Source organism: Neobacillus sp. PS3-40, assembly GCF_030915485.1.
Lineage (GTDB): Bacteria > Bacillota > Bacilli > Bacillales > Cytobacillaceae > JAUZPL01.
Map to the genome: position 1 here is coordinate 3,687,282 of NZ_CP133266.1, position 19,379 is coordinate 3,706,660.

Annotated in this window: 20 protein-coding genes and 1 pseudogene; all 21 read left to right on the forward strand. The window is 38.0% G+C overall.

Features of this window, described 5'->3' with window-relative positions:
* Position 1: 1 nt before the first annotated feature.
* The 21 genes and pseudogenes from recG to ylqF all read left to right on the forward strand — a co-directional run bounded on the left by recG (position 2) and on the right by ylqF (position 19,374).
* Entirely contained in the window at positions 2-2,050 is a 2,049-nt protein-coding gene (gene recG / locus RCG20_RS18020; protein ID WP_308184390.1) for an ATP-dependent DNA helicase RecG, read from the forward strand.
* 160 nt (positions 2,051-2,210) lie between these two features.
* Positions 2,211-2,777: a transcription factor FapR gene (fapR, locus tag RCG20_RS18025; RefSeq protein WP_308181499.1), complete on the forward strand. Its 567-nt coding sequence runs from the start codon at positions 2,211-2,213 to the stop codon at positions 2,775-2,777.
* A 13-nt stretch (positions 2,778-2,790) separates the two neighbouring features.
* The gene (gene plsX, locus RCG20_RS18030) at positions 2,791-3,771 is read left to right on the forward strand and encodes a phosphate acyltransferase PlsX (protein ID WP_308181500.1); all 981 of its coding nucleotides are present in this window, start codon (positions 2,791-2,793) and stop codon (positions 3,769-3,771) included.
* 27 nt (positions 3,772-3,798) lie between these two features.
* Positions 3,799-4,746, forward strand: a complete 948-nt coding sequence (gene fabD, locus RCG20_RS18035; RefSeq protein ID WP_308181501.1) for an ACP S-malonyltransferase — start codon at positions 3,799-3,801, stop codon at positions 4,744-4,746.
* Positions 4,743-5,486, forward strand: a complete 744-nt coding sequence (gene fabG, locus RCG20_RS18040) for a 3-oxoacyl-[acyl-carrier-protein] reductase (protein WP_308181502.1) — start codon at positions 4,743-4,745, stop codon at positions 5,484-5,486. Before fabD ends, fabG begins: the two co-directional genes overlap by 4 nt.
* A gap of 60 nt (positions 5,487-5,546) precedes the next feature.
* On the forward strand, positions 5,547-5,780 hold the full coding sequence (locus tag RCG20_RS18045; RefSeq protein WP_308181503.1) for an acyl carrier protein: 234 nt from the start codon (positions 5,547-5,549) through the stop codon (positions 5,778-5,780).
* 141 nt (positions 5,781-5,921) lie between these two features.
* Positions 5,922-6,668, forward strand: coding sequence for a ribonuclease III (rnc, locus tag RCG20_RS18050; protein WP_308181504.1), 747 nt, complete (start codon positions 5,922-5,924; stop codon positions 6,666-6,668).
* A 43-nt stretch (positions 6,669-6,711) separates the two neighbouring features.
* Positions 6,712-10,278 carry a chromosome segregation protein SMC gene (gene smc, locus RCG20_RS18055; protein ID WP_308181505.1) on the forward strand — a complete coding sequence of 1,189 codons (3,567 nt, stop codon included), beginning with the start codon at positions 6,712-6,714 and terminating at the stop codon, positions 10,276-10,278.
* 17 nt (positions 10,279-10,295) lie between these two features.
* Entirely contained in the window at positions 10,296-11,282 is a 987-nt protein-coding gene (gene ftsY / locus RCG20_RS18060; RefSeq protein WP_308181506.1) for a signal recognition particle-docking protein FtsY, read from the forward strand.
* Positions 11,283-11,930: 648 nt separating this feature from the next.
* Positions 11,931-12,294, forward strand: a pseudogene (locus RCG20_RS18065) (hypothetical protein); the annotation flags it as partial.
* 84 nt (positions 12,295-12,378) lie between these two features.
* Positions 12,379-12,675, forward strand: a complete 297-nt coding sequence (locus RCG20_RS18070; protein WP_308181507.1) for a hypothetical protein — start codon at positions 12,379-12,381, stop codon at positions 12,673-12,675.
* Positions 12,676-13,122: 447 nt separating this feature from the next.
* A complete protein-coding gene (locus tag RCG20_RS18075; protein WP_308181508.1) occupies positions 13,123-13,455 on the forward strand; it encodes a putative DNA-binding protein in 333 nt (110 codons plus the stop codon).
* A gap of 12 nt (positions 13,456-13,467) precedes the next feature.
* Positions 13,468-14,820 (forward strand): signal recognition particle protein, encoded by a 1,353-nt coding sequence (gene ffh / locus RCG20_RS18080; protein ID WP_308181509.1) that lies wholly within the window; start codon positions 13,468-13,470, stop codon positions 14,818-14,820.
* A 101-nt stretch (positions 14,821-14,921) separates the two neighbouring features.
* Positions 14,922-15,194 carry a 30S ribosomal protein S16 gene (rpsP, locus tag RCG20_RS18085; RefSeq protein WP_308181510.1) on the forward strand — a complete coding sequence of 91 codons (273 nt, stop codon included), beginning with the start codon at positions 14,922-14,924 and terminating at the stop codon, positions 15,192-15,194.
* Positions 15,195-15,205: 11 nt separating this feature from the next.
* Complete coding sequence (locus tag RCG20_RS18090; RefSeq protein WP_308181511.1) at positions 15,206-15,436, forward strand: KH domain-containing protein; 231 nt, start codon at positions 15,206-15,208, stop codon at positions 15,434-15,436.
* 112 nt (positions 15,437-15,548) lie between these two features.
* Complete coding sequence (locus RCG20_RS18095) at positions 15,549-15,935, forward strand: YlqD family protein (protein WP_308181513.1); 387 nt, start codon at positions 15,549-15,551, stop codon at positions 15,933-15,935.
* A gap of 15 nt (positions 15,936-15,950) precedes the next feature.
* Complete coding sequence (gene rimM / locus RCG20_RS18100; RefSeq protein ID WP_308181514.1) at positions 15,951-16,466, forward strand: ribosome maturation factor RimM; 516 nt, start codon at positions 15,951-15,953, stop codon at positions 16,464-16,466.
* A complete protein-coding gene (gene trmD, locus RCG20_RS18105; RefSeq protein ID WP_308184391.1) occupies positions 16,466-17,206 on the forward strand; it encodes a tRNA (guanosine(37)-N1)-methyltransferase TrmD in 741 nt (246 codons plus the stop codon). Before rimM ends, trmD begins: the two co-directional genes overlap by 1 nt.
* 130 nt (positions 17,207-17,336) lie before the next feature.
* Complete coding sequence (gene rplS / locus RCG20_RS18110; RefSeq protein ID WP_308184392.1) at positions 17,337-17,681, forward strand: 50S ribosomal protein L19; 345 nt, start codon at positions 17,337-17,339, stop codon at positions 17,679-17,681.
* Positions 17,682-17,916: 235 nt separating this feature from the next.
* Positions 17,917-18,480: a signal peptidase I gene (lepB, locus tag RCG20_RS18115; protein ID WP_308181515.1), complete on the forward strand. Its 564-nt coding sequence runs from the start codon at positions 17,917-17,919 to the stop codon at positions 18,478-18,480.
* Positions 18,481-18,498: 18 nt separating this feature from the next.
* Positions 18,499-19,374: a ribosome biogenesis GTPase YlqF gene (gene ylqF / locus RCG20_RS18120; protein WP_308181516.1), complete on the forward strand. Its 876-nt coding sequence runs from the start codon at positions 18,499-18,501 to the stop codon at positions 19,372-19,374.
* Positions 19,375-19,379: the final 5 nt, after the last annotated feature.

Consider the following 19,379-nt stretch of genomic DNA (forward strand, 5'->3'; position numbering starts at 1 on the left):
TGTGGAACAGAATCTTAATCAATCAGTAATTGCTTTAAAAGGGATTGGTGAAGAAACTAGAATAGCACTTGAGGATATGAAAATATTCACAATCCACGATTTAATCGAGTATTTTCCTTATCGGTATGAGGACTATCGACTTCGTGATTTAGCAGAAGTAAAGCATGAAGAGAAAGTGACGCTTGAAGGGAAGGTTCATAGTGAGCCTTCTCTTGTCTATTATGGGAAAAAGAAGTCTAGGCTTACCTTTCGCCTTTTAGTTGAACGATATCTTATTCAGGTTGTTTTCTTTAACCAGCCGTATTTAAAAAATAAAATAATTATGAATGAAACCATTACCATTACGGGTAAGTGGGATCAACACCGGCAGACTATTTCAGCTAATGAATTTCATAATGGGGCCCAAGTACAAAATAATAATTTTGAACCAGTCTACACCTTAAAGGGTAGTCTAACGATGAAAGGAATCCGAAAATTCATTAGCTTGGCTTTTCATCAATGTGGACATTTAATTGAAGAGACATTTCCTGAATCACTGATTAAAAAATATAAACTATTAAATCGTCGGGATGCAGTGCGAGCCATGCATTTTCCTAGTAATCAAGAGGATTTGAAACAGGCGAGAAGACGATTTGTCTATGAGGAGTTTCTTTCATTTCAATTGAAAATGTTGGGATTACGAAAATTCGAACGGGAACATTCACCTGGCTTAGAACAAAAATACGATCTTCCAAAGTTAAAAAACTTTATTGACAGTCTCCCATTTCCACTCACAAATGCACAAAAAAAGGTCGTAAATGAAATCTTGTCAGATCTGAAATCACCGTATAGAATGAATCGGCTTCTCCAAGGGGATGTGGGCTCCGGCAAAACAGTCGTCGCTGCGATTGGGCTTTATGCAAGCTATACTGCGGGATATCAAGGTGCATTAATGGTTCCCACGGAAATCCTAGCTGAACAACATGTAGAATCTTTAAAGATTCTATTGGAACCATTTCAGATAAGGTGTGAACTGTTAACTAGCTCCGTAAAGGGAAAAAAGAGGAAGGAAATTCTGCGTGGTCTTGCACAAGGTGATATCGACATATTAATTGGCACACACGCACTTATTCAAAATGAAGTTATATTTAGTAAGCTTGGCTTTGTGATAACAGATGAACAGCATCGTTTTGGGGTTGAACAGCGCAGGGTTTTGAGAGAAAAGGGTGAAAATCCCGATGTCTTGTTTATGACGGCAACACCTATTCCGCGTACTCTTGCTATTACTGTATTCGGTGAAATGGATGTATCTATTATTGACGAAATGCCAGCAGGTAGAAAAACAATCGAAACCTATTGGGCTAAGGAAGAGATGTTGGACCGGGTCCTAGGATTTTTAGAAAAAGAATTAGTAAAAGGACAACAGGCATATGTGATCTGTCCTCTTATAGAGGAATCTGAAAAACTAGATGTGCAAAATGCCATAGATGTACATAGTACTTTAACCCATTATTTCCAAAGTCGTTATAAGGTTGGGTTAATGCATGGACGTCTAGGGGCTGAGGAAAAAGAGAACGTTATGAAGGCTTTTAGTGGGAATGATGTACAAGTGCTTGTCTCTACTACCGTTGTTGAAGTAGGGGTTAACGTTCCAAATGCGACAATGATGGTTATATATGACGCAGAAAGATTTGGTCTTTCGCAGTTGCATCAGCTAAGAGGTCGTGTTGGACGAGGGAGTGAACAGTCATATTGTATACTTCTTGCGGATCCAAAATCAGATGTTGGTAAAGAAAGAATGAGAATTATGACTGAAACAAATGACGGCTTTGTTCTAAGTGAAAAGGATTTAGAACTTAGAGGTCCAGGGGATTTTTTTGGAAAAAAACAGAGTGGAATGCCAGAGTTTAAGGTAGCAGATATGGTCCATGATTTTCGAGCCCTTGAAACGGCAAGGAATGATGCAGCTCAGTTAATCCAATCCAAGGTTTTTTGGACATCTGATGAATTTAAACACTTAAGGGAAGAACTTGAAAAAACCGGGGTTTTTGAAGGCGAAAAGCTTGATTAGTTATTATATCATGGGCTTTATAGAATCAACAGAATAGCTTAATAAAGCCTCAAATAGTATAAAAGGCAGGTTCTTTCTATAAATTATTTCTTGCAATCTGCTATTTCAAATTTTATACTACTATTAGTACCTAGTCATAAGATCTCGGGTGGTGACTTTTATGAAGATAAATAAGCGGGAACGACAAAAGTTGTTAACCTCGACTATAAAGGAAAATTTATTTATAACTGATGAAGATCTGGCTGAAAAATTTTCTGTTAGCGTACAAACGATTCGGCTTGATCGGCTTGAGCTATCCATTCCGGAATTACGTGAACGTATCAGAAATGCGGCAGAAACACGATTTGATGATGCAGTCAGATCTTTACCTATTGAGGAAATAATCGGTGAAATTATTGATATAGATTTAGATCACAACGCCATATCCATTTTTGATGTCAAACAGGAGCATGTGTTTAAGCGAAATAAAATAGCTCGGGGACATCATGTTTTTGCCCAAGCTAATTCCCTTGCAATGGCCGTTATTAACGATGAACTAGCGTTAACGGCAAAAGCAAATATTCAATTTAAACGATCGGTCAAACAAAATGAACGTGTTATAGCAAAGGCAAAAGTGGAGAAAATTGATAAAGAAAGTGGCAGAACTTTTGTTGAAGTAAATAGTTATGTAAATAATGAGTTGGTGTTTACTGGCGAATTTGATATGTATCGTTCAAAATTGAACTAAAGGATGAGGAAATATGAAAATTGCGATCGATGCAATGGGCGGTGACAATGCCCCGAGGGAAATGGTCCTTGGAGCTATGAAAGCCGTTGAAGAATATCATGATATACATATTACCCTTGTTGGAGACGAAAATAAGATAAATGATCATTTGAAACAACATGATCGTATTCATATATTGCACACAGACGAAGTTATTCTTGGAACAGATGAACCTGTTCGAGCTGTTCGCCGTAAAAAAAATGCTTCAATGGTCCTTGCTGCACAACAGGTTGCTGATGGTAATGCTGACGCATGTATTTCCGCTGGGAATACTGGTGCCTTAATGGCGTCTGGCCTTTTTGTAGTTGGAAGGATCGACGGAATTGATCGTCCAGCCTTGGCACCAACTCTTCCAACAATTGGTGGAGAAGGTTTCTTACTTCTAGATGTTGGTGCAAACGTTGATGCACGACCTGAACATTTATTGCAATTTGCGATTATGGGATCTATCTACAGCGAAAAGGTAAGAGGCATTGATCGACCAAGGGTAGGGCTTTTAAATATTGGAACGGAAGAAAAAAAAGGTAATGAATTAACAAAACAAACGTTTGAACTTTTAAAAAATGCTGACCTAAACTTTGTCGGTAATGTTGAGGCGAGAGATTTACTTGATGGTGTTGCCGATGTCGTTGTAACAGATGGATTTACGGGGAACATGGTATTAAAAACAGTTGAAGGTACAGCATCGTCAGTATTTAAAATGTTAAAAACAGCCTTAATGAGCAGCATGAAAAGTAAGTTGGCTGCAGCCGTTTTAAAGCCGGAATTTAAGAAGCTAAAAAACACAATGGATTACTCAGAATATGGTGGAGCTGGGTTGTTTGGTTTGAAGGCTCCAGTGATTAAAGTACATGGATCCTCTAATGCACAATCCTTGTTCAGTGCTATCCGGCAAACAAGAGAAATGGTTGAAAAAGATGTAACAGGTCTTATAAAGAAAACGATAGAAAAATAATTTGTCCAAATAGAGGTGTCTAATAATATGGGTAAAATCGCATTTTTATTTCCGGGACAAGGTTCCCAGACAGTTGGGATGGGTAAACAACTAGCCGATCAGCATTCGGCGGTACAGGCTTTTTTTGAGAAAGCAGATGAAACATTAAAAAGTCCACTTAGTAAATTAATTTTTGAAGGCCCACAGGAAGAGCTAACTTTAACCGTGAATGCCCAACCTGCCCTTTTAACCACGAGTATTGCCATCTTAGAATTCTTCCGTAAATCTGGCATTAAGCCTGACTATGTAGCAGGTCATAGCCTTGGGGAATATACGGCTCTTGTTGCTGCAGGTACCTTCACTTTTGAAGAAGGGGTGTATGCTGTTCGCAAAAGAGGCGAATTTATGGAGAGCGCTGTTCCAAATGGCGAAGGAACGATGGCTGCGGTATTGGGGCTTGATCGTACAATTCTTTCCAATGTTACCGAAGAAATAACGCAATCAGGATTTCCAGTCCAGCTTGCGAATTTAAACTGTCCTGGACAGATTGTGATTTCTGGCTCTAGAAAAGGTGTTGAAGCTGCGGGAGTAAAAGCAAAAGAAGCGGGTGCAAAACGCGTGATTCCACTTGATGTAAGTGGACCATTTCATTCCTCATTAATGAAACCAGCAGCAGCTCAATTACAGGCTATTTTAGACGGAATTGACATGAAGGATGCACAAACTCCCGTTATTGCAAATGTTACAGCTGAACCGATAAACGACGCTTCTGTTATTAAGGAAAAATTGATTGAACAGCTATACTCTCCAGTTCTTTGGGAAGACTCTGTTCAAAAAATGATCGATCTTGGTGTGGATACTTTTATTGAAGTAGGCCCTGGTAAAGTTCTTTCAGGATTGGTAAAAAAAGTAAATCGAGCTGTAAAGGCATTTTCAGTCTCTGATGAAGAAAGCGCCCAAGCAGTAATCGATGCTTTAAAGGAGGAAGCACTATGAATTTAGAGGGTAAATCTGCACTCGTAACAGGTGCATCAAGAGGAATAGGCCGAGAAATTGCTCTTGAGCTTGCTAGACAGGGAGCAAATGTAGCAGTTAATTTTGCTGGTAATGAAGCAAAAGCAAATGAAGTGGTCGATGAAATAAAAGCACTTGGAAGAGACGCATTTTCCGTTAAATGTGATGTTTCAAATGCAGATGAAGTTTCCACAATGGTAAAAGAAACGATTGACCGTTTTGGAACACTTGATATTCTCGTTAATAATGCAGGAATTACTCGAGATAATTTATTGATGAGAATGAAGGAAGAAGAATGGGACGATGTCATTAATATTAACTTAAAGGGCGTATTCCTTTGCACAAAAGCAGTTACAAGACAGATGATGAAACAGCGGAACGGCCGTATTATTAATATTGCATCAATCGTTGGTGTTAGTGGAAATCCTGGACAGGCAAACTATGTTGCAGCCAAAGCAGGTGTCATTGGGTTGACCAAAACAACTGCTAAGGAGCTTTCCACGCGCAATATTACTGTGAATGCAATTGCTCCAGGCTTTATTTCAACAGATATGACAGATAAGCTGACAGATGAGGTTAAAACGGAAATGCTTAAGCAGATTCCTTTAGCCCGTTTTGGGGAGCCTAAGGATATTGCTAAAGTAACGGCATTCCTTGCTTCCAGTGATAGTTCCTATATGACTGGACAGACGCTCCATATCGATGGCGGTATGGTGATGTAAATTTTTCATTTGTTTTTTTGATGAAATACTCTATAATAGCTTGAGGGGAGGTGAACAAGCATGGCAGATGTATTTGAACGTGTAACAAAGATCGTCGTTGATCGTTTAGGTGTAGACGAATCACAAGTGAAGCTTGAAGCTTCTTTTAAGGATGATCTTGGTGCTGATTCCCTTGACGTAGTTGAACTAGTAATGGAATTAGAAGATGAGTTCGATATGGAAATTTCTGACGATGATGCTGAAAATATTACAACAGTTGGTGATGCTGTAAATTACATAAATAGCATTAAGTAATCGTTAAATTTCATTGTAAAGCTCCGTTTTCAAACGGGGCTTTCTTCTGTATTATGGACCATGAAGGTCCAAAGTACATACTGGGTTATTTGAAATTTTTATATTAAAATGTAGGTAATTTAAATGCAAGGTGGAGACTTCATGCGCAAAAACAGTAATGATAAAGAAATGAATCTAAATCGCGCAAAAGAAAATCAATTCAGGGATTTTCAAGATTTTATGGGAATCAAATTTAATAATGAAAAGTTACTTATACAAGCTTTTACTCATTCATCTTATGTGAATGAGCATCGCAGAAAGCCTTATGAAGATAACGAGAGGCTTGAATTTTTAGGGGATGCAGTACTCGAGCTTACTGTTTCTCAATTCCTATTCAAAAAATATCCAATGATGAGTGAAGGAGAGCTTACAAAATTAAGAGCTGCAATTGTCTGTGAGCCATCCCTAGTTTTATTTGCTGAAGATTTATCCTTTGGCAAATTTATCCTGCTTGGTAAAGGGGAAGAATTGACTGGTGGGAGAGAACGCCCTGCGTTACTAGCAGATGTGTTTGAAGCTTTTATTGGGGCACTTTATTTAGATATGGGGATTGAAAAAGTACTCGAGTTTCTTGAAAAAGTAATTTTTCCTAAAATCAATGCAGGTGCTTTTTCTCATGTGATGGATTTTAAGAGCCAGCTGCAAGAATTGATTCAAAGAGATGGAACGGGTGTTGTTGAATATCGTGTTCTTCAAGAAAAAGGACCTGCCCATAACAGGGAATTCATTTCTCTTGTTTCTTTAAACGACGTGGAATTAGGGATAGGAACTGGAAGATCAAAAAAAGAAGCTGAGCAACGTGCTGCTCAAATGGCATTAGATAAATTAAAAACAGAAACATCCCTTTAAACGGGTTTAATTTTAAACTAGCCCAGCCAAAGGAGGGGATGGAATGTATTTAAAACGATTGGAAGTCGTAGGTTTTAAATCTTTTGCTGAACGCATTGGAGTGGATTTTGTCCAAGGAGTAACCGCTGTGGTTGGCCCAAACGGAAGTGGTAAAAGCAATATTACAGATGCGATCCGCTGGGTTTTAGGGGAACAATCTGCCAAATCCCTTAGAGGCTCCAAAATGGAGGACATTATTTTTGCCGGTAGTGATTCGAGAAAGGCACTTAATTTTGCCGAAGTTACGTTGACACTCAATAACGAGGATCAAGGATTATCCATAGATTACAATGAAGTAAGTGTGACTAGAAGAGTGTTCCGCTCGGGGGAAAGCGACTTTTTAATCAACAAGCAACCATGCAGACTTAAGGACATTATCGATCTATTTATGGACTCTGGTCTTGGTAGAGAAGCATTTTCGATTATTAGCCAAGGAAAAGTCGAAGAAATTCTGAATAGCAAGGCTGAGGATCGAAGAACTATTTTTGAAGAGGCTGCTGGAGTATTGAAATACAAAAATCGCAAGAAAAAGGCCGAGGTTAAATTAACGGAGACACAGGATAATTTAAATCGGGTCCATGATATTTTGAGTGAACTTGAAAGTCAAGTAGAGCCTTTAAAAATTCAAGCTTCTATTGCAAAAGATTATTTAGAAAAAAAAGATGAACTTGAAAATTTTGAAGTATCTTTAACTGTTTTCGAAATTGAAGACCTTCATCAAAAGTGGGAAAAACTTTCTGAATTAATAGAGGAACACAAGAAGGAAGAAATGAAGCTTTCGACAGAGCTTCAAAAGCGAGAAGCAAAAATAGAAGAAACAAGAGATCATATGACGGCTTTGGATGAATCAATTAGTGATCTACAAAATGTGCTTCTCCATGCAAGCGAAGAACTCGAAAAGCTCGAAGGCAGAAAAGAAGTTTTGAAAGAACGTAAGAAAAATGCCTCTCAAAATAAAGGACAACTAGAAGAAAGCATCCAAGAATTGACCAAAAAGGTCGCAATTCTAATAGGTCAACGGGATACCCAAGTCGAATCTATAAAGATACTTTCAGAACAGGTCAAAATTTTGCAGTCCGAGTTAAAAGCAAAACAAGAAAAAATTCAATTATTCTCGGGAAATATTGATGATAAAATCGAATCCTTAAAAAGTGAATATATCGAGTTATTAAATAATCAGGCCGCTGTAAAAAATGAACGAAAATATATCGAACAACAACTTGAACAGCAGGAAAGAAAGAATATCCGGCTTGACGAGGAAAATGTTAAATTTATATCTGGCCGAAAAGAAGCCGAAACTAAAAAAGTTACGATTCTGTCGACACTAGAAGATATTCAAAAGAGTCTTGACCAACAAGTGCGTACTTATAGGGAAAATCAGAAGAAGCTTGAAGCCTTAAAAAATACTTACCAAAAGCAAGAGAAAACCTTATACCAAGCATACCAATTTCTTCAACAGGCGAAATCACGAAAAGAAATGTTGGAGGAACTTGAAGAAGACTTCTCAGGGTTCTTCCAAGGAGTAAAGGAAATTCTCAAGGCCCGCGGCAAGAAGTTGAACGGAATTGAAGGGGCTGTTGCAGAGCTTGTGCAGGTTCCAAAAGAATATGAAACAGCCATCGAGATAGCTCTTGGCGGGGCACTGCAACATATTGTCGTCGATACAGATGAGAATGCTCGAAAAGCAATCCAATATCTCAAACAAAATTCTTTTGGGCGGGCAACATTTTTGCCACTTACTGTTATAAAGGGGAGACCTCTATCCTCGTCGCAGCTGTTTTCGATTCAAAACCACCCATCTTTTATCGGCACTGCTGCTAGTCTAGTTGGGTATGAGCAAAAGTATGCAGAAATCTTAAATAATCTGCTTGGAAATGTAGTTGTTTCGAGAGACCTAAAAGGCGCTAATGAGTTGGCAAAAATACTTCAGTACCGCTGTCGCTTGGTCACTTTGGGCGGAGATGTCGTGAATCCTGGGGGATCGATGACTGGTGGAGCTATCAAGCAAAAGTCTTCATCTCTTTTAAGTCGCAAAGGGGAGCTTGATGATTTAAAAATAAAGCTTTCCACTATGGAAGAACAAACGGTTAAATTAGAAGGTCAAGTGAAGACGTTAAAAGAAGATATTTCTAATCTAGAAAAACAGCTTGAATTGGTTCGGAATGATGGAGAAGAATTAAGGCTTAAGGAACAGACTGTAAAAGGGGATCTACGAGAAGCGGAATTTGAGGAAAAAAATCATAATGAACGCCTATCAATGTATGACCTGGAAAAAACACAGTTTGAGGACGAGAAAAAAATGTTACAAGGAAGGCAAACAGAATTAGAGAAGTTAATGATTACTTATACGGAGGATATTGGCTCTCTTGATCTGCTGATTGCTAAACTTACTGAGCAAAAAACGCATGACTTAACTTCTAAGGAAGTACTTTCAACAGAAATTAATGATTTAAAAGTAGAATTTGCTGCAAAAAATGAACAATTTATACATGCAAAAGAACGTTTTGCCCTGCTTAAAGAAGATCTTGAGGAAAGTGAGCAAAAACTTACAAATCATAAAGAGGATCTACATCTGTTAACTTCTGAAATGACAAATAGTTCATCTGGTGAGGAACAGTTGGAAGCAGCAGCGCGCACAAAACAGCAAGATAAGGATGAAACAATTAAATTCATTTCATCGAGAAGGCAGGAAAGATTGCAGCTCCAATCAGCACTTGAAGATTCTGAACTTGAAGCAAAAGAATTCAGAAGGCGTCATAAAGGGTTGGTTGAGGTTCTAAAAGATGAGGAAGTAAAAATTAATCGGTTAGATGTTGAACTTGAAAACCGGCTCACCCATTTAAGGGAAAATTATTTATTATCATTTGATGGGGCTAAGCAACAATATCCTCTGATGATCCCAATCGAGGAAGCCCGAAAAAAGGTCAAGTTAATTAAATTGGCAATTGATGAGCTAGGAAATGTCAATCTTGGTGCGATTGAGGAATATGATCGCGTTTCTGAACGATATGAATTTTTGCTAGAGCAAAAGAACGACCTTCAGGAAGCAAAAAATACTCTCTTTCAAGTTATCGATGAGATGGATACTGAAATGAAAAAGCGCTTCGAACAAACCTTTGATGGGATCCGCGCCCATTTTGAACCTGTTTTCTGTGCTTTATTTGGCGGAGGAAGAGCAGATTTAAAATTAACAGATCCTAAAGATATATTAAATACAGGAGTCGAAATTGTTGCTCAGCCTCCTGGAAAGAAACTTCAAAATTTAGGGCTTTTATCAGGTGGAGAACGTGCATTGACAGCTATTGCTTTACTGTTTGCTATTCTAAAAGTGCGCCCAGTTCCTTTCTGTATCCTTGATGAAGTGGAAGCAGCTCTTGATGAAGCAAATGTCTTCCGATTCAGCCAATATTTAAAAAAATACAGTGCAGAAACACAGTTCATCGTTATCACGCACCGTAAAGGTACAATGGAGGAAGCCGATGTCCTATATGGTGTAACCATGCAGGAATCTGGTGTCTCTAAGCTTGTATCTGTTCGGTTACAAGATACCAAAGAGCTTGTTGAATCTTAATTTAGGGAAGTGACAATATGAGCTTTTTTAAGAAACTTAAAGAAAAAATCACAAGACAAACTGATTCCGTAACTGAAAAATTTAAGGAGGGTCTAACTAAAACCCGTAATAATTTTTCAGGTAAAATGAATGACCTTGTAGCAAGATACCGCAAAATTGATGAAGACTTTTTTGAAGAGTTGGAAGAAATTCTTATTCAAGCAGATGTGGGCTTTGATACGGTCATGAAATTAATTGATGAATTGAAACTCGAAGTAAAGCGCCGTAATATTCAAGATCCGCAAGAAGTACAGGCTGTGATTTCTGAAAAACTGATTGAGATTTACAATGGTGGCGAGGAAGAATCTACCCAATTGAATATCCAAGAACAAGGGCTAACGGTTATTTTATTTGTCGGTGTAAATGGCGTGGGTAAAACGACCACAATTGGCAAACTTGCCCATAAGTTTAAAACAGAAGGAAAGTCTGTTCTATTAGCAGCAGGAGATACGTTTCGTGCAGGTGCCATAGAACAGCTTGAGGTATGGGGCGATAGAGTTGGAGTGGATGTAATAAAACAATCTGGAGGCTCGGATCCTGCCGCAGTTATGTTTGATGCTCTTCAGGCTGCAAAATCCCGTAATGTGGATATTTTATTATGTGATACCGCGGGGCGTTTGCAAAATAAAGTAAACTTAATGAAAGAGCTTGAAAAGGTTAAACGTGTAATCGAACGGGAAATTCCGGATGCACCACATGAAGTGCTTTTGGTTCTTGATGCAACAACTGGTCAAAATGCACTCATACAGGCAAAAACGTTTAAAGAAGCAACAAATGTTAGTGGGATTGTTTTGTCAAAGCTAGATGGAACAGCTAAAGGTGGAATTGTTCTTGCCATTCGTAATGAATTGAAAATCCCTGTTAAATTTGTAGGACTTGGTGAAAAGATGGATGATTTACAGGAATTTGATGCAGAAAAATATGTGTACGGATTATTTGCTGACCAAGTGGAAACGTCAGAGTAGAATGTTTAGTAATACTGTACCGCCCAAGTAATTCCGTTTTTTACGGAGAAATAGTAGAAATAGCATAAAAATTCAAGACCAAATCATATATCGATTTGGTAAGATTGTCGAGAAAGGGTATTTTTCTCGGCAATTTTTTTGTCTTAATCTAAATTACCGATTTTTTATTCATTTATTGTCTCTGCTAACTGGCCCGTTGATTTCCGCTCCGGGCACTTGCTTTCCGCGGGGAGGGATGGGAGCCTCCTCGGCGTACCGCCTGTGGGGTCTCCCATTCCCTCAAATCCCGCAGGAGTCAAGTGCCCTCCGCTCCAATCAACTCAGGTAGAAAAAGTAGGAAAATCTGAAATCATCCTTTGTAAATGTACAACGCTTACAACTTGTAGATGTAAAATTCCATTAAATAAGAAGGCTTGTCCTTACTCTGGTAAAAATAAGCGGAGATTTTCCGGTTAGATGCAGAATGGAGCTCATTTCGGGGTAAATAAGCGGAGTTTTTCCGGTTATGCAAAGAAAAATCCCCCATTTTTGAGGTTTTCAAGTCAATAGGCGGAATTTCTCCTTCTATTTGATCTATTTTTGATCTAATTTAGCAATTAAGCAGAATTTTTCCGTCTATTCATGCTCATTGATTTCCTTTGATTCCCTTTAAACGCCTTAAATCAAATGGATTTTGACCAATTTGAAGGTATCGTTGAAGTTGACAAGACCTATTTCTTGTACTCTCAAAAAGGGCAACATGGCATTACAAAACGAAAGCGTCGAAAACGTGGAGGAAAATCCAAACACAGAGGAATCAGCCACAAAAAAGAATATGTTCTTGTCGCGAGAGACCGTACAAAAGCAACTGTCTCCAAAATAACTAAACAATTACCTTGCTTGGTTCTTGTTTATAGATAGTCGCAGTACCGAAAGCACAAAGTAACATATTAAAGAACTTCTACTAACATCATTTGTATTTGAAATGATAGAAACTTATGATAGTTTGCGGTTGGCGAAATTCAACATTTAACTGATTAGTTGTTAGTTATTTCAAATCCTGTTAAATTATACAAATCATTTTGTTGTATAATTAAAATATAAGGGAGGGCTGTGAATGAGAGTTATATTAGAATTAATACGAATCATTTTGATATTTGGTTTTTTTGAGAGTTTATTTTATATCGTTCTAAACAATATGTACAAATCATTAGGCGTAACCCAATATGAATGGTTTGGTTATTTAGGTATTTTGTTATTGTTGTTTATTATTTACAGGAATAAATGGCAATTTACAGGTTTCTACAATGGAAAAGGAAACGTAAAGCTACCCCCAAAAGTTACTAATTTTTTAGCATCCTTCTCTGTACTACTATTAATTTTCCCTCCCATTATCAATTTCTTCTTAAGTTAAATCAATAAAGTCAGGGTAAACCTACTTTTAGAGGGTTTACCAAAATTTTTGTAGAAAAAACAACATTAAAATTTAACAGAGCCATTGAAAAAAAAGAAAGTTTTTCAGTGCCCTCGCTTTAGCGCCTGTGGAGGCTCCCATCCCTCCCTGCGGAAAGCAAGTGCCCGGAGCGGAAATCAACGGGCAAAGATGTGGTATGAAAACAACCATTTATGTCCAAAGATACTTAAAAAAATGATTGAGATCCTGCATTATTTAGAACCATGAGTTAATGATATTGGAGTGACAATTAGTATAAAATCAAATGTGGAATAAATAGTAATCTATGGAAATAGTAAAAGGTGGAATTTCGATTTAACTCATGTAAAGGTATTATCTTGACATACAGAGAACTACTGTGTAAACTTGCATTTGTAAAGGCTTTTCACTTAACAAGGAGGGATAAGCATGCTTGAGAAGACAACGCGAATGAATTACCTCTATGATTTTTATCAGTCGTTGTTAACCCCAAAACAGCAAAGCTACATGTCTCTCTATTATTTAGATGATTACTCGCTCGGAGAAATTGCCGAGGAATATGATGTAAGTCGCCAGGCCGTTTATGATAATATCAAGCGTACTGGAGCAATGCTCGAGGAGTATGAAGAAAAGCTACTATTGTTTCAAAAATTTCAAGAGCGTTCCAAACTGTTAACACATGTTAAAGAATTGCTTAAAGAGGAAACCGTTTCAGAGCAGTCATTGTTAGAAGCAGTGATCGAGCTTGAAAAATTAGATTAGGAGGCGGCATGCATGGCATTTGAAGGATTAGCCGACCGACTGCAGAATACGATTCAAAAGATCCGTGGAAAAGGTAAGGTTTCCGAAGCGGATGTTAAAGAAATGATGAGAGACGTTCGTCTTGCGCTTTTAGAGGCTGACGTAAACTTCAAAGTTGTTAAAGATTTTGTCAAAAAGGTTAGTGAACGTGCGGTAGGACAAGAGGTTCTGAAAAGTTTAACTCCTGGTCAGCAAATCATTAAAATTGTTAATGAAGAATTGACTGCACTAATGGGTGGAGAACAAAGTAAGATTGCTGTCGCCAGCCGCCCCCCGACCGTTATCATGATGGTTGGTTTACAAGGTGCCGGAAAAACAACTACAACCGGAAAACTATCCAATTTGCTTCGAAAGAAATATAATCGCCAGCCTTTGCTTGTTGCTGCTGATATTTACCGCCCTGCGGCTATTAAACAGTTAGAAACTCTTGGTAAGCAATTAAGTTTGCCTGTGTTCTCTCTTGGAGACAAGGTGAGTCCAGTTGAGATTGCGAAACAGGCAATCGTAAAAGCGAGGGAAGAGCATCATGATTATGTTCTTATCGATACAGCAGGCCGTTTGCATGTAGACGAAGTGTTAATGAACGAGCTGAAGGATATTAAAGAGATTACAAAACCGGATGAAATTTTCCTTGTTGTTGATGCAATGACAGGGCAAGATGCGGTAAATGTAGCCTCGAGCTTTAATGAGATTCTTGGCTTAACGGGTGTTATTTTAACAAAACTTGATGGTGATACTCGTGGTGGGGCAGCTTTATCCATAAGAGCTGTAACAAACACGCCAATTAAATTTGTTGGTTTAGGCGAAAAATTGGATGCACTAGAACCATTTCATCCTGAACGGATGGCCTCGAGAATTCTAGGTATGGGTGATGTGCTTACTCTTATCGAAAAAGCACAAGCGAATGTAGATGAAGCGAAAGCAAAAGAGCTAGAACAGAAAATGCGAACTGCAACGTTTACGCTTGATGATTTCCTTGACCAACTTGGACAGGTTCGCAATTTAGGACCGCTTGATGAGATTTTGAAAATGATGCCAGGGGCAAACAAAATGAAGGGTTTGAATAACCTTCAGGTTGATGAAAAGCAAATTGGTCATGTTGAAGCCATAATCAGGTCGATGACAAAGGCAGAAAAAGAACATCCTGAAATCATGAATTCAAACCGAAAAAGGCGAATTGCAAAAGGAAGCGGAAGGACTGTTCCTGAAGTAAACCGTTTGTTGAAACAATTCGAAGATATGAAAAAAATGATGAAACAAATGACTGGCATGCAGCAAAAGGGAAAGAAAAAAGGTGGATTCAAGCTACCTTTTAAACCGTTCTAAAGGTAGTATTTTTTATCCGTCAAGAAAAAACACTTTACAAACCTTTTAGCTTTTGGTATTATTCTATCTTGTGTGAAACTATTCGGAGGTGCTTATTTAAAATGGCAGTAAAAATTCGTTTAAAACGTATGGGAGCTAAAAAAACTCCTTTCTATCGTATTGTAGTAGCAGATTCTCGTTCACCACGTGATGGACGTTACATTGAGATCGTTGGAACTTACAATCCAGTTACTCAACCAGCTAAAGTTGAAATCAACGAAGAGCTAGTTCTTAAGTGGATGCAAGATGGTGCAAAACCATCTGATACAGTTCGTAATTTATTCTCAAGCCAAGGCATCATGGAAAAATTCCATAATGCAAAACTTGGTAAGTAATAAAATCGATAATGAAACAATTAATCGAGACGATTGTCAAACCCCTAGTTGATTTTCCGGAAGACGTTCATATAAATGTCATCGAAGAAGATGGGCGTGTAACCTATCAGCTTTCTGTCAACAAGACGGACATGGGAAAAGTTATTGGAAAGCAGGGGCGCGTTGCAAAAGCGATCAGAACTGTTGTTTATGCAGCAGGATCATCACAACAGAAAAAGCTTTTTTTAGAAATCGGTGAATAGCTTTTTGCATCATGATGAAGGGAGGGGCTTAAACCCTCCCTTTTTGCTAACTTTTTTTTGCGGCAAGTGGTATTAAAATTTTTTCTTGTTTATGCACAAAGGGGGCAATATGATGAAGATCCTTCAAACTGTTGTGGTGAAACAAATTTTAACTGAAGATAGCAAACAGAAATTGCTTGACCAATATTTTGCACGGAAAATGCAATACTTAAAGGAATGCGACCAACTTCAATTTGAATTAAAAAGGCTTGAAAAAACGAACAAATTTGAAACAAATGGGTTAAAGAGACACTTTGAGAAGGAAATGCAGATGCGTAAAGAAAAAGTTAAGCTTCATGAGTTTCAAATTGAACAATTACATATGCTACCATTAGGCAGCGAATTAAAAGAAAAAGAAGTCCAAGCACTTGTTGATATTAATGTAGGAGATCAATGGGATGAACATTTGGGCAGTACAACTATTATTATAAAAGATGGTATTATTGCTGAGATACGATAGAGGTGAGGAAACGATATGGAAGAATGGTTTAATGTTGGAAAGATTGTCAATACTCAAGGTTTGAAAGGCGAGGTTCGCGTTATTTCAAAAACGGATTTCCCGGAGAAACGCTACAAAATTGGAAATACATTGTTCCTTTTTTTGCCGAAGTCAGATACGCCAATTGAATTAACAGTTAAAAGTCACCGTACCCATAAATCATTTGATATGCTGACATTTGAAGGATATGAAAGCATTACTGAAGTTGAAAAATTCAAAGAGGGATTTTTAAAGGTTCCTGATTCACAGCTAGATGAACTTGACGAAGATGAATTTTATTTCCATGAAATTATTGGTTGTACCGTTATTACAACAGAAGGTAAAGAGATTGGGAAGATACTTGAAATTCTAACACCTGGCGCAAATGATGTTTGGGTTATAAAAGCTGGTGGAAAGGAAATCTTGATTCCATATATTGAAGATGTAGTTAAAAAAGTGGATGTGAAGGAGAAAACAATTATCATCGAACCGATGGAAGGACTTCTATCATGATGAAAATTGATGTTCTTTCTTTATTCCCTGACATGTTCAGTGGAGTGTTTGGAGAATCAATTTTAAAAAAGGCAACTGAAAAACAAGCTGTACAATTTAATGTTGTGAATTTTCGTGAATATGCTGCCAACAAACATCTGACAGTAGATGATTATCCATATGGTGGCGGGGCTGGGATGGTTTTGAAGGCACAGCCAATTTTTGATGCGGTTGCGGCATTAACAGCGCAAACAGAGAGTGTGAAACCAAGAATTATTCTTCTTTGTCCACAAGGGGATCGTTATACCCAAAAAAGAGCAGAAGAATTAGCGCAAGAGGAACATCTCATTTTTATATGTGGCCATTATGAGGGGTATGACGAAAGAATTCGTGAGCATCTTGTAACAGACGAAATCTCAATAGGTGATTATGTACTAACAGGTGGAGAGCTTGGTGCAATGGTTGTGATTGATAGTGTCGTTCGCCTTTTACCAGATGTGTTAGGGAATGCAGAGTCACATATGAAAGATTCTTTCAGCACCGGAATGCTTGAGCATCCTCATTATACTAGACCAGCTGACTTTCGCGGGATGATGGTTCCAGAAGTACTTATGTCTGGAAATCATAAACACATTGAGGAATGGCGAACAAAAGAGGCATTGCGAAGAACGCTTCTGCGTCGTCCCGATTTATTTGAGGAAGTAGAATTAACAAAAGAACAAGAAAAATGGTTGGTTGATATAAAAAAAGAATACGAGTAGTTATTGCAGAAGGGCTTCATGTATGGTAAGATGTTACTTGTGCCTTTGCTGTATAAACAGCGGGTCTATAACGATGTTCCGCTGCAATTGAATGATGTGCAAGAGCGTCTGTTGGAAGGAGTTGAAAACGATGCAAAAATTAATAGAAGATATCACAAGAGAACAACTTCGTTCTGATCTGCCTGCATTCCGTCCTGGTGACACTGTACGTGTACACGTTAAAGTTGTCGAGGGTACTCGTGAACGTATTCAGTTATACGAAGGTGTTGTGATTAAGCGTCGTGGTGGTGGAATTAGCGAAACTTTCACAGTTCGTAAAATTTCTTACGGAGTAGGCGTTGAGCGTACTTTCCCAGTACACACACCAAAAATTGCGAAGCTTGAAGTACTTCGTCGCGGTAAAGTTCGCCGTGCAAAACTTTACTACCTACGTAATCTACGTGGTAAAAAAGCTCGTATTAAAGAAATTCGATAACACAAAGAGAAAAGAGTTTGCTCTGCAAACTCTTTTTTTATTCGATAAAACAAATGGCATCAGCTTTTGCGCAATTCGCCCCTGACCAAACAAATAATTACTAAATTGTTTCTAAATTACCTACAAATTATTAAAGTTTGATTAAAAAATGAATCCCTTTGTGTTAATTACGGAGTAGTTATGTAAAATAAGCTTAGGAAAAATATTTTTTTGCTGAGATTGGTGGGGAACAAGAATGACAAAAACAAAAAAGAAGAATGAATTATGGGAATGGACGAAAGCACTATTGATAGCCGTCCTACTTGCCGCAGTTATTCGGTATTTTCTATTTGCTCCGATTGTTGTTGATGGATTATCAATGATGCCTACATTGCATGATCAAAACAGAATGATTGTTAATAAATTTAGCTATGAGGTTGGTAGTCCGAAAAGGTTCGATATTATTGTTTTCCATGCACCAGAAGGCAAGGATTACATAAAACGGGTAATTGGTTTACCAGGGGACACGATAGAATATAAAAACGATATATTATATGTGAATGGTAAAGCATATAAAGAACCGTATCTAGATGAATATAAAAAGCAAGTGGTGGATGGACCATTAACAGATCCATTTACATTAAAAGAAAAAATTGGCCGGAGCACCGTTCCAAAAGGAGAACTGTTCGTGATGGGGGATAATCGCCGCTTTAGTAAAGATAGCAGGCATATTGGAACAATCCCATTAAGCAAGGTAATTGGTAAAACGAATTTTGTTTATTGGCCAATGAAAGATGCACATATTGTTAGAGTGAAATAAAGTTTGGAGGTGGCAACTTTGACGATTCAATGGTTCCCAGGACATATGGCCAAGGCTCGTAGAGAGGTCACAGAAAAGTTAAAACTAGTCGATATTATCTTTGAATTGGTTGATGCAAGGATACCATATTCATCGAGAAACCCTATGATTGATGAAATTATTCAGCATAAGCCAAGGCTTGTCTTACTAAATAAAGCGGATATGGCTGACAAAGAGGCTACAAGAGCATGGATTGCTTTTTTTGCTGACAAAGGCATTAAAGCACTTGCCATTAACTCTCAGGCAGGTGAAGGGATGAAGGAAATTGTTCAGGCGTCCCATGTTATTTTAAAAGAGAAAATAGACCGTTATAAAGCAAAAGGGGTTAAACCTAGAGCTATTCGGGCAATGATTGTCGGAATTCCTAACGCTGGAAAGTCAACTCTTATTAATCGTTTGGCAAAGAAGAATATTGCAAAGACGGGAAATACACCAGGGGTTACAAAGAAACAACAATGGATAAAAGTAGGAAAAGAACTAGAACTACTTGATACTCCGGGAATTTTATGGCCTAAATTTGAGGATCAACAAGTTGGAATGAAACTTGCGGTAACAGGTGCAATTAAGGATACTTTATTAAATCTTCATGATCTTGCTGTCTATTCATTAAGGTTTTTAGAACTAAACTACCCAGATCGATTAAAAGAACGCTACAATCTTGAGTCTATTCCTGAAGATCTTGTGGAATTATTTGAGCATATCGGTAGCCTAAGAGGCTGTTTAATGGGTGGTGGCCTTGTAGATTATGATAAAGTAGCGGAATTGATCGTAAGAGAGATCAGAAGTGAAAAGTTCGGTGCACTAACCTTCGAAAAGCCAGTTGACCTTATTAGGGATGAAACAATTGAAAAATGATATAT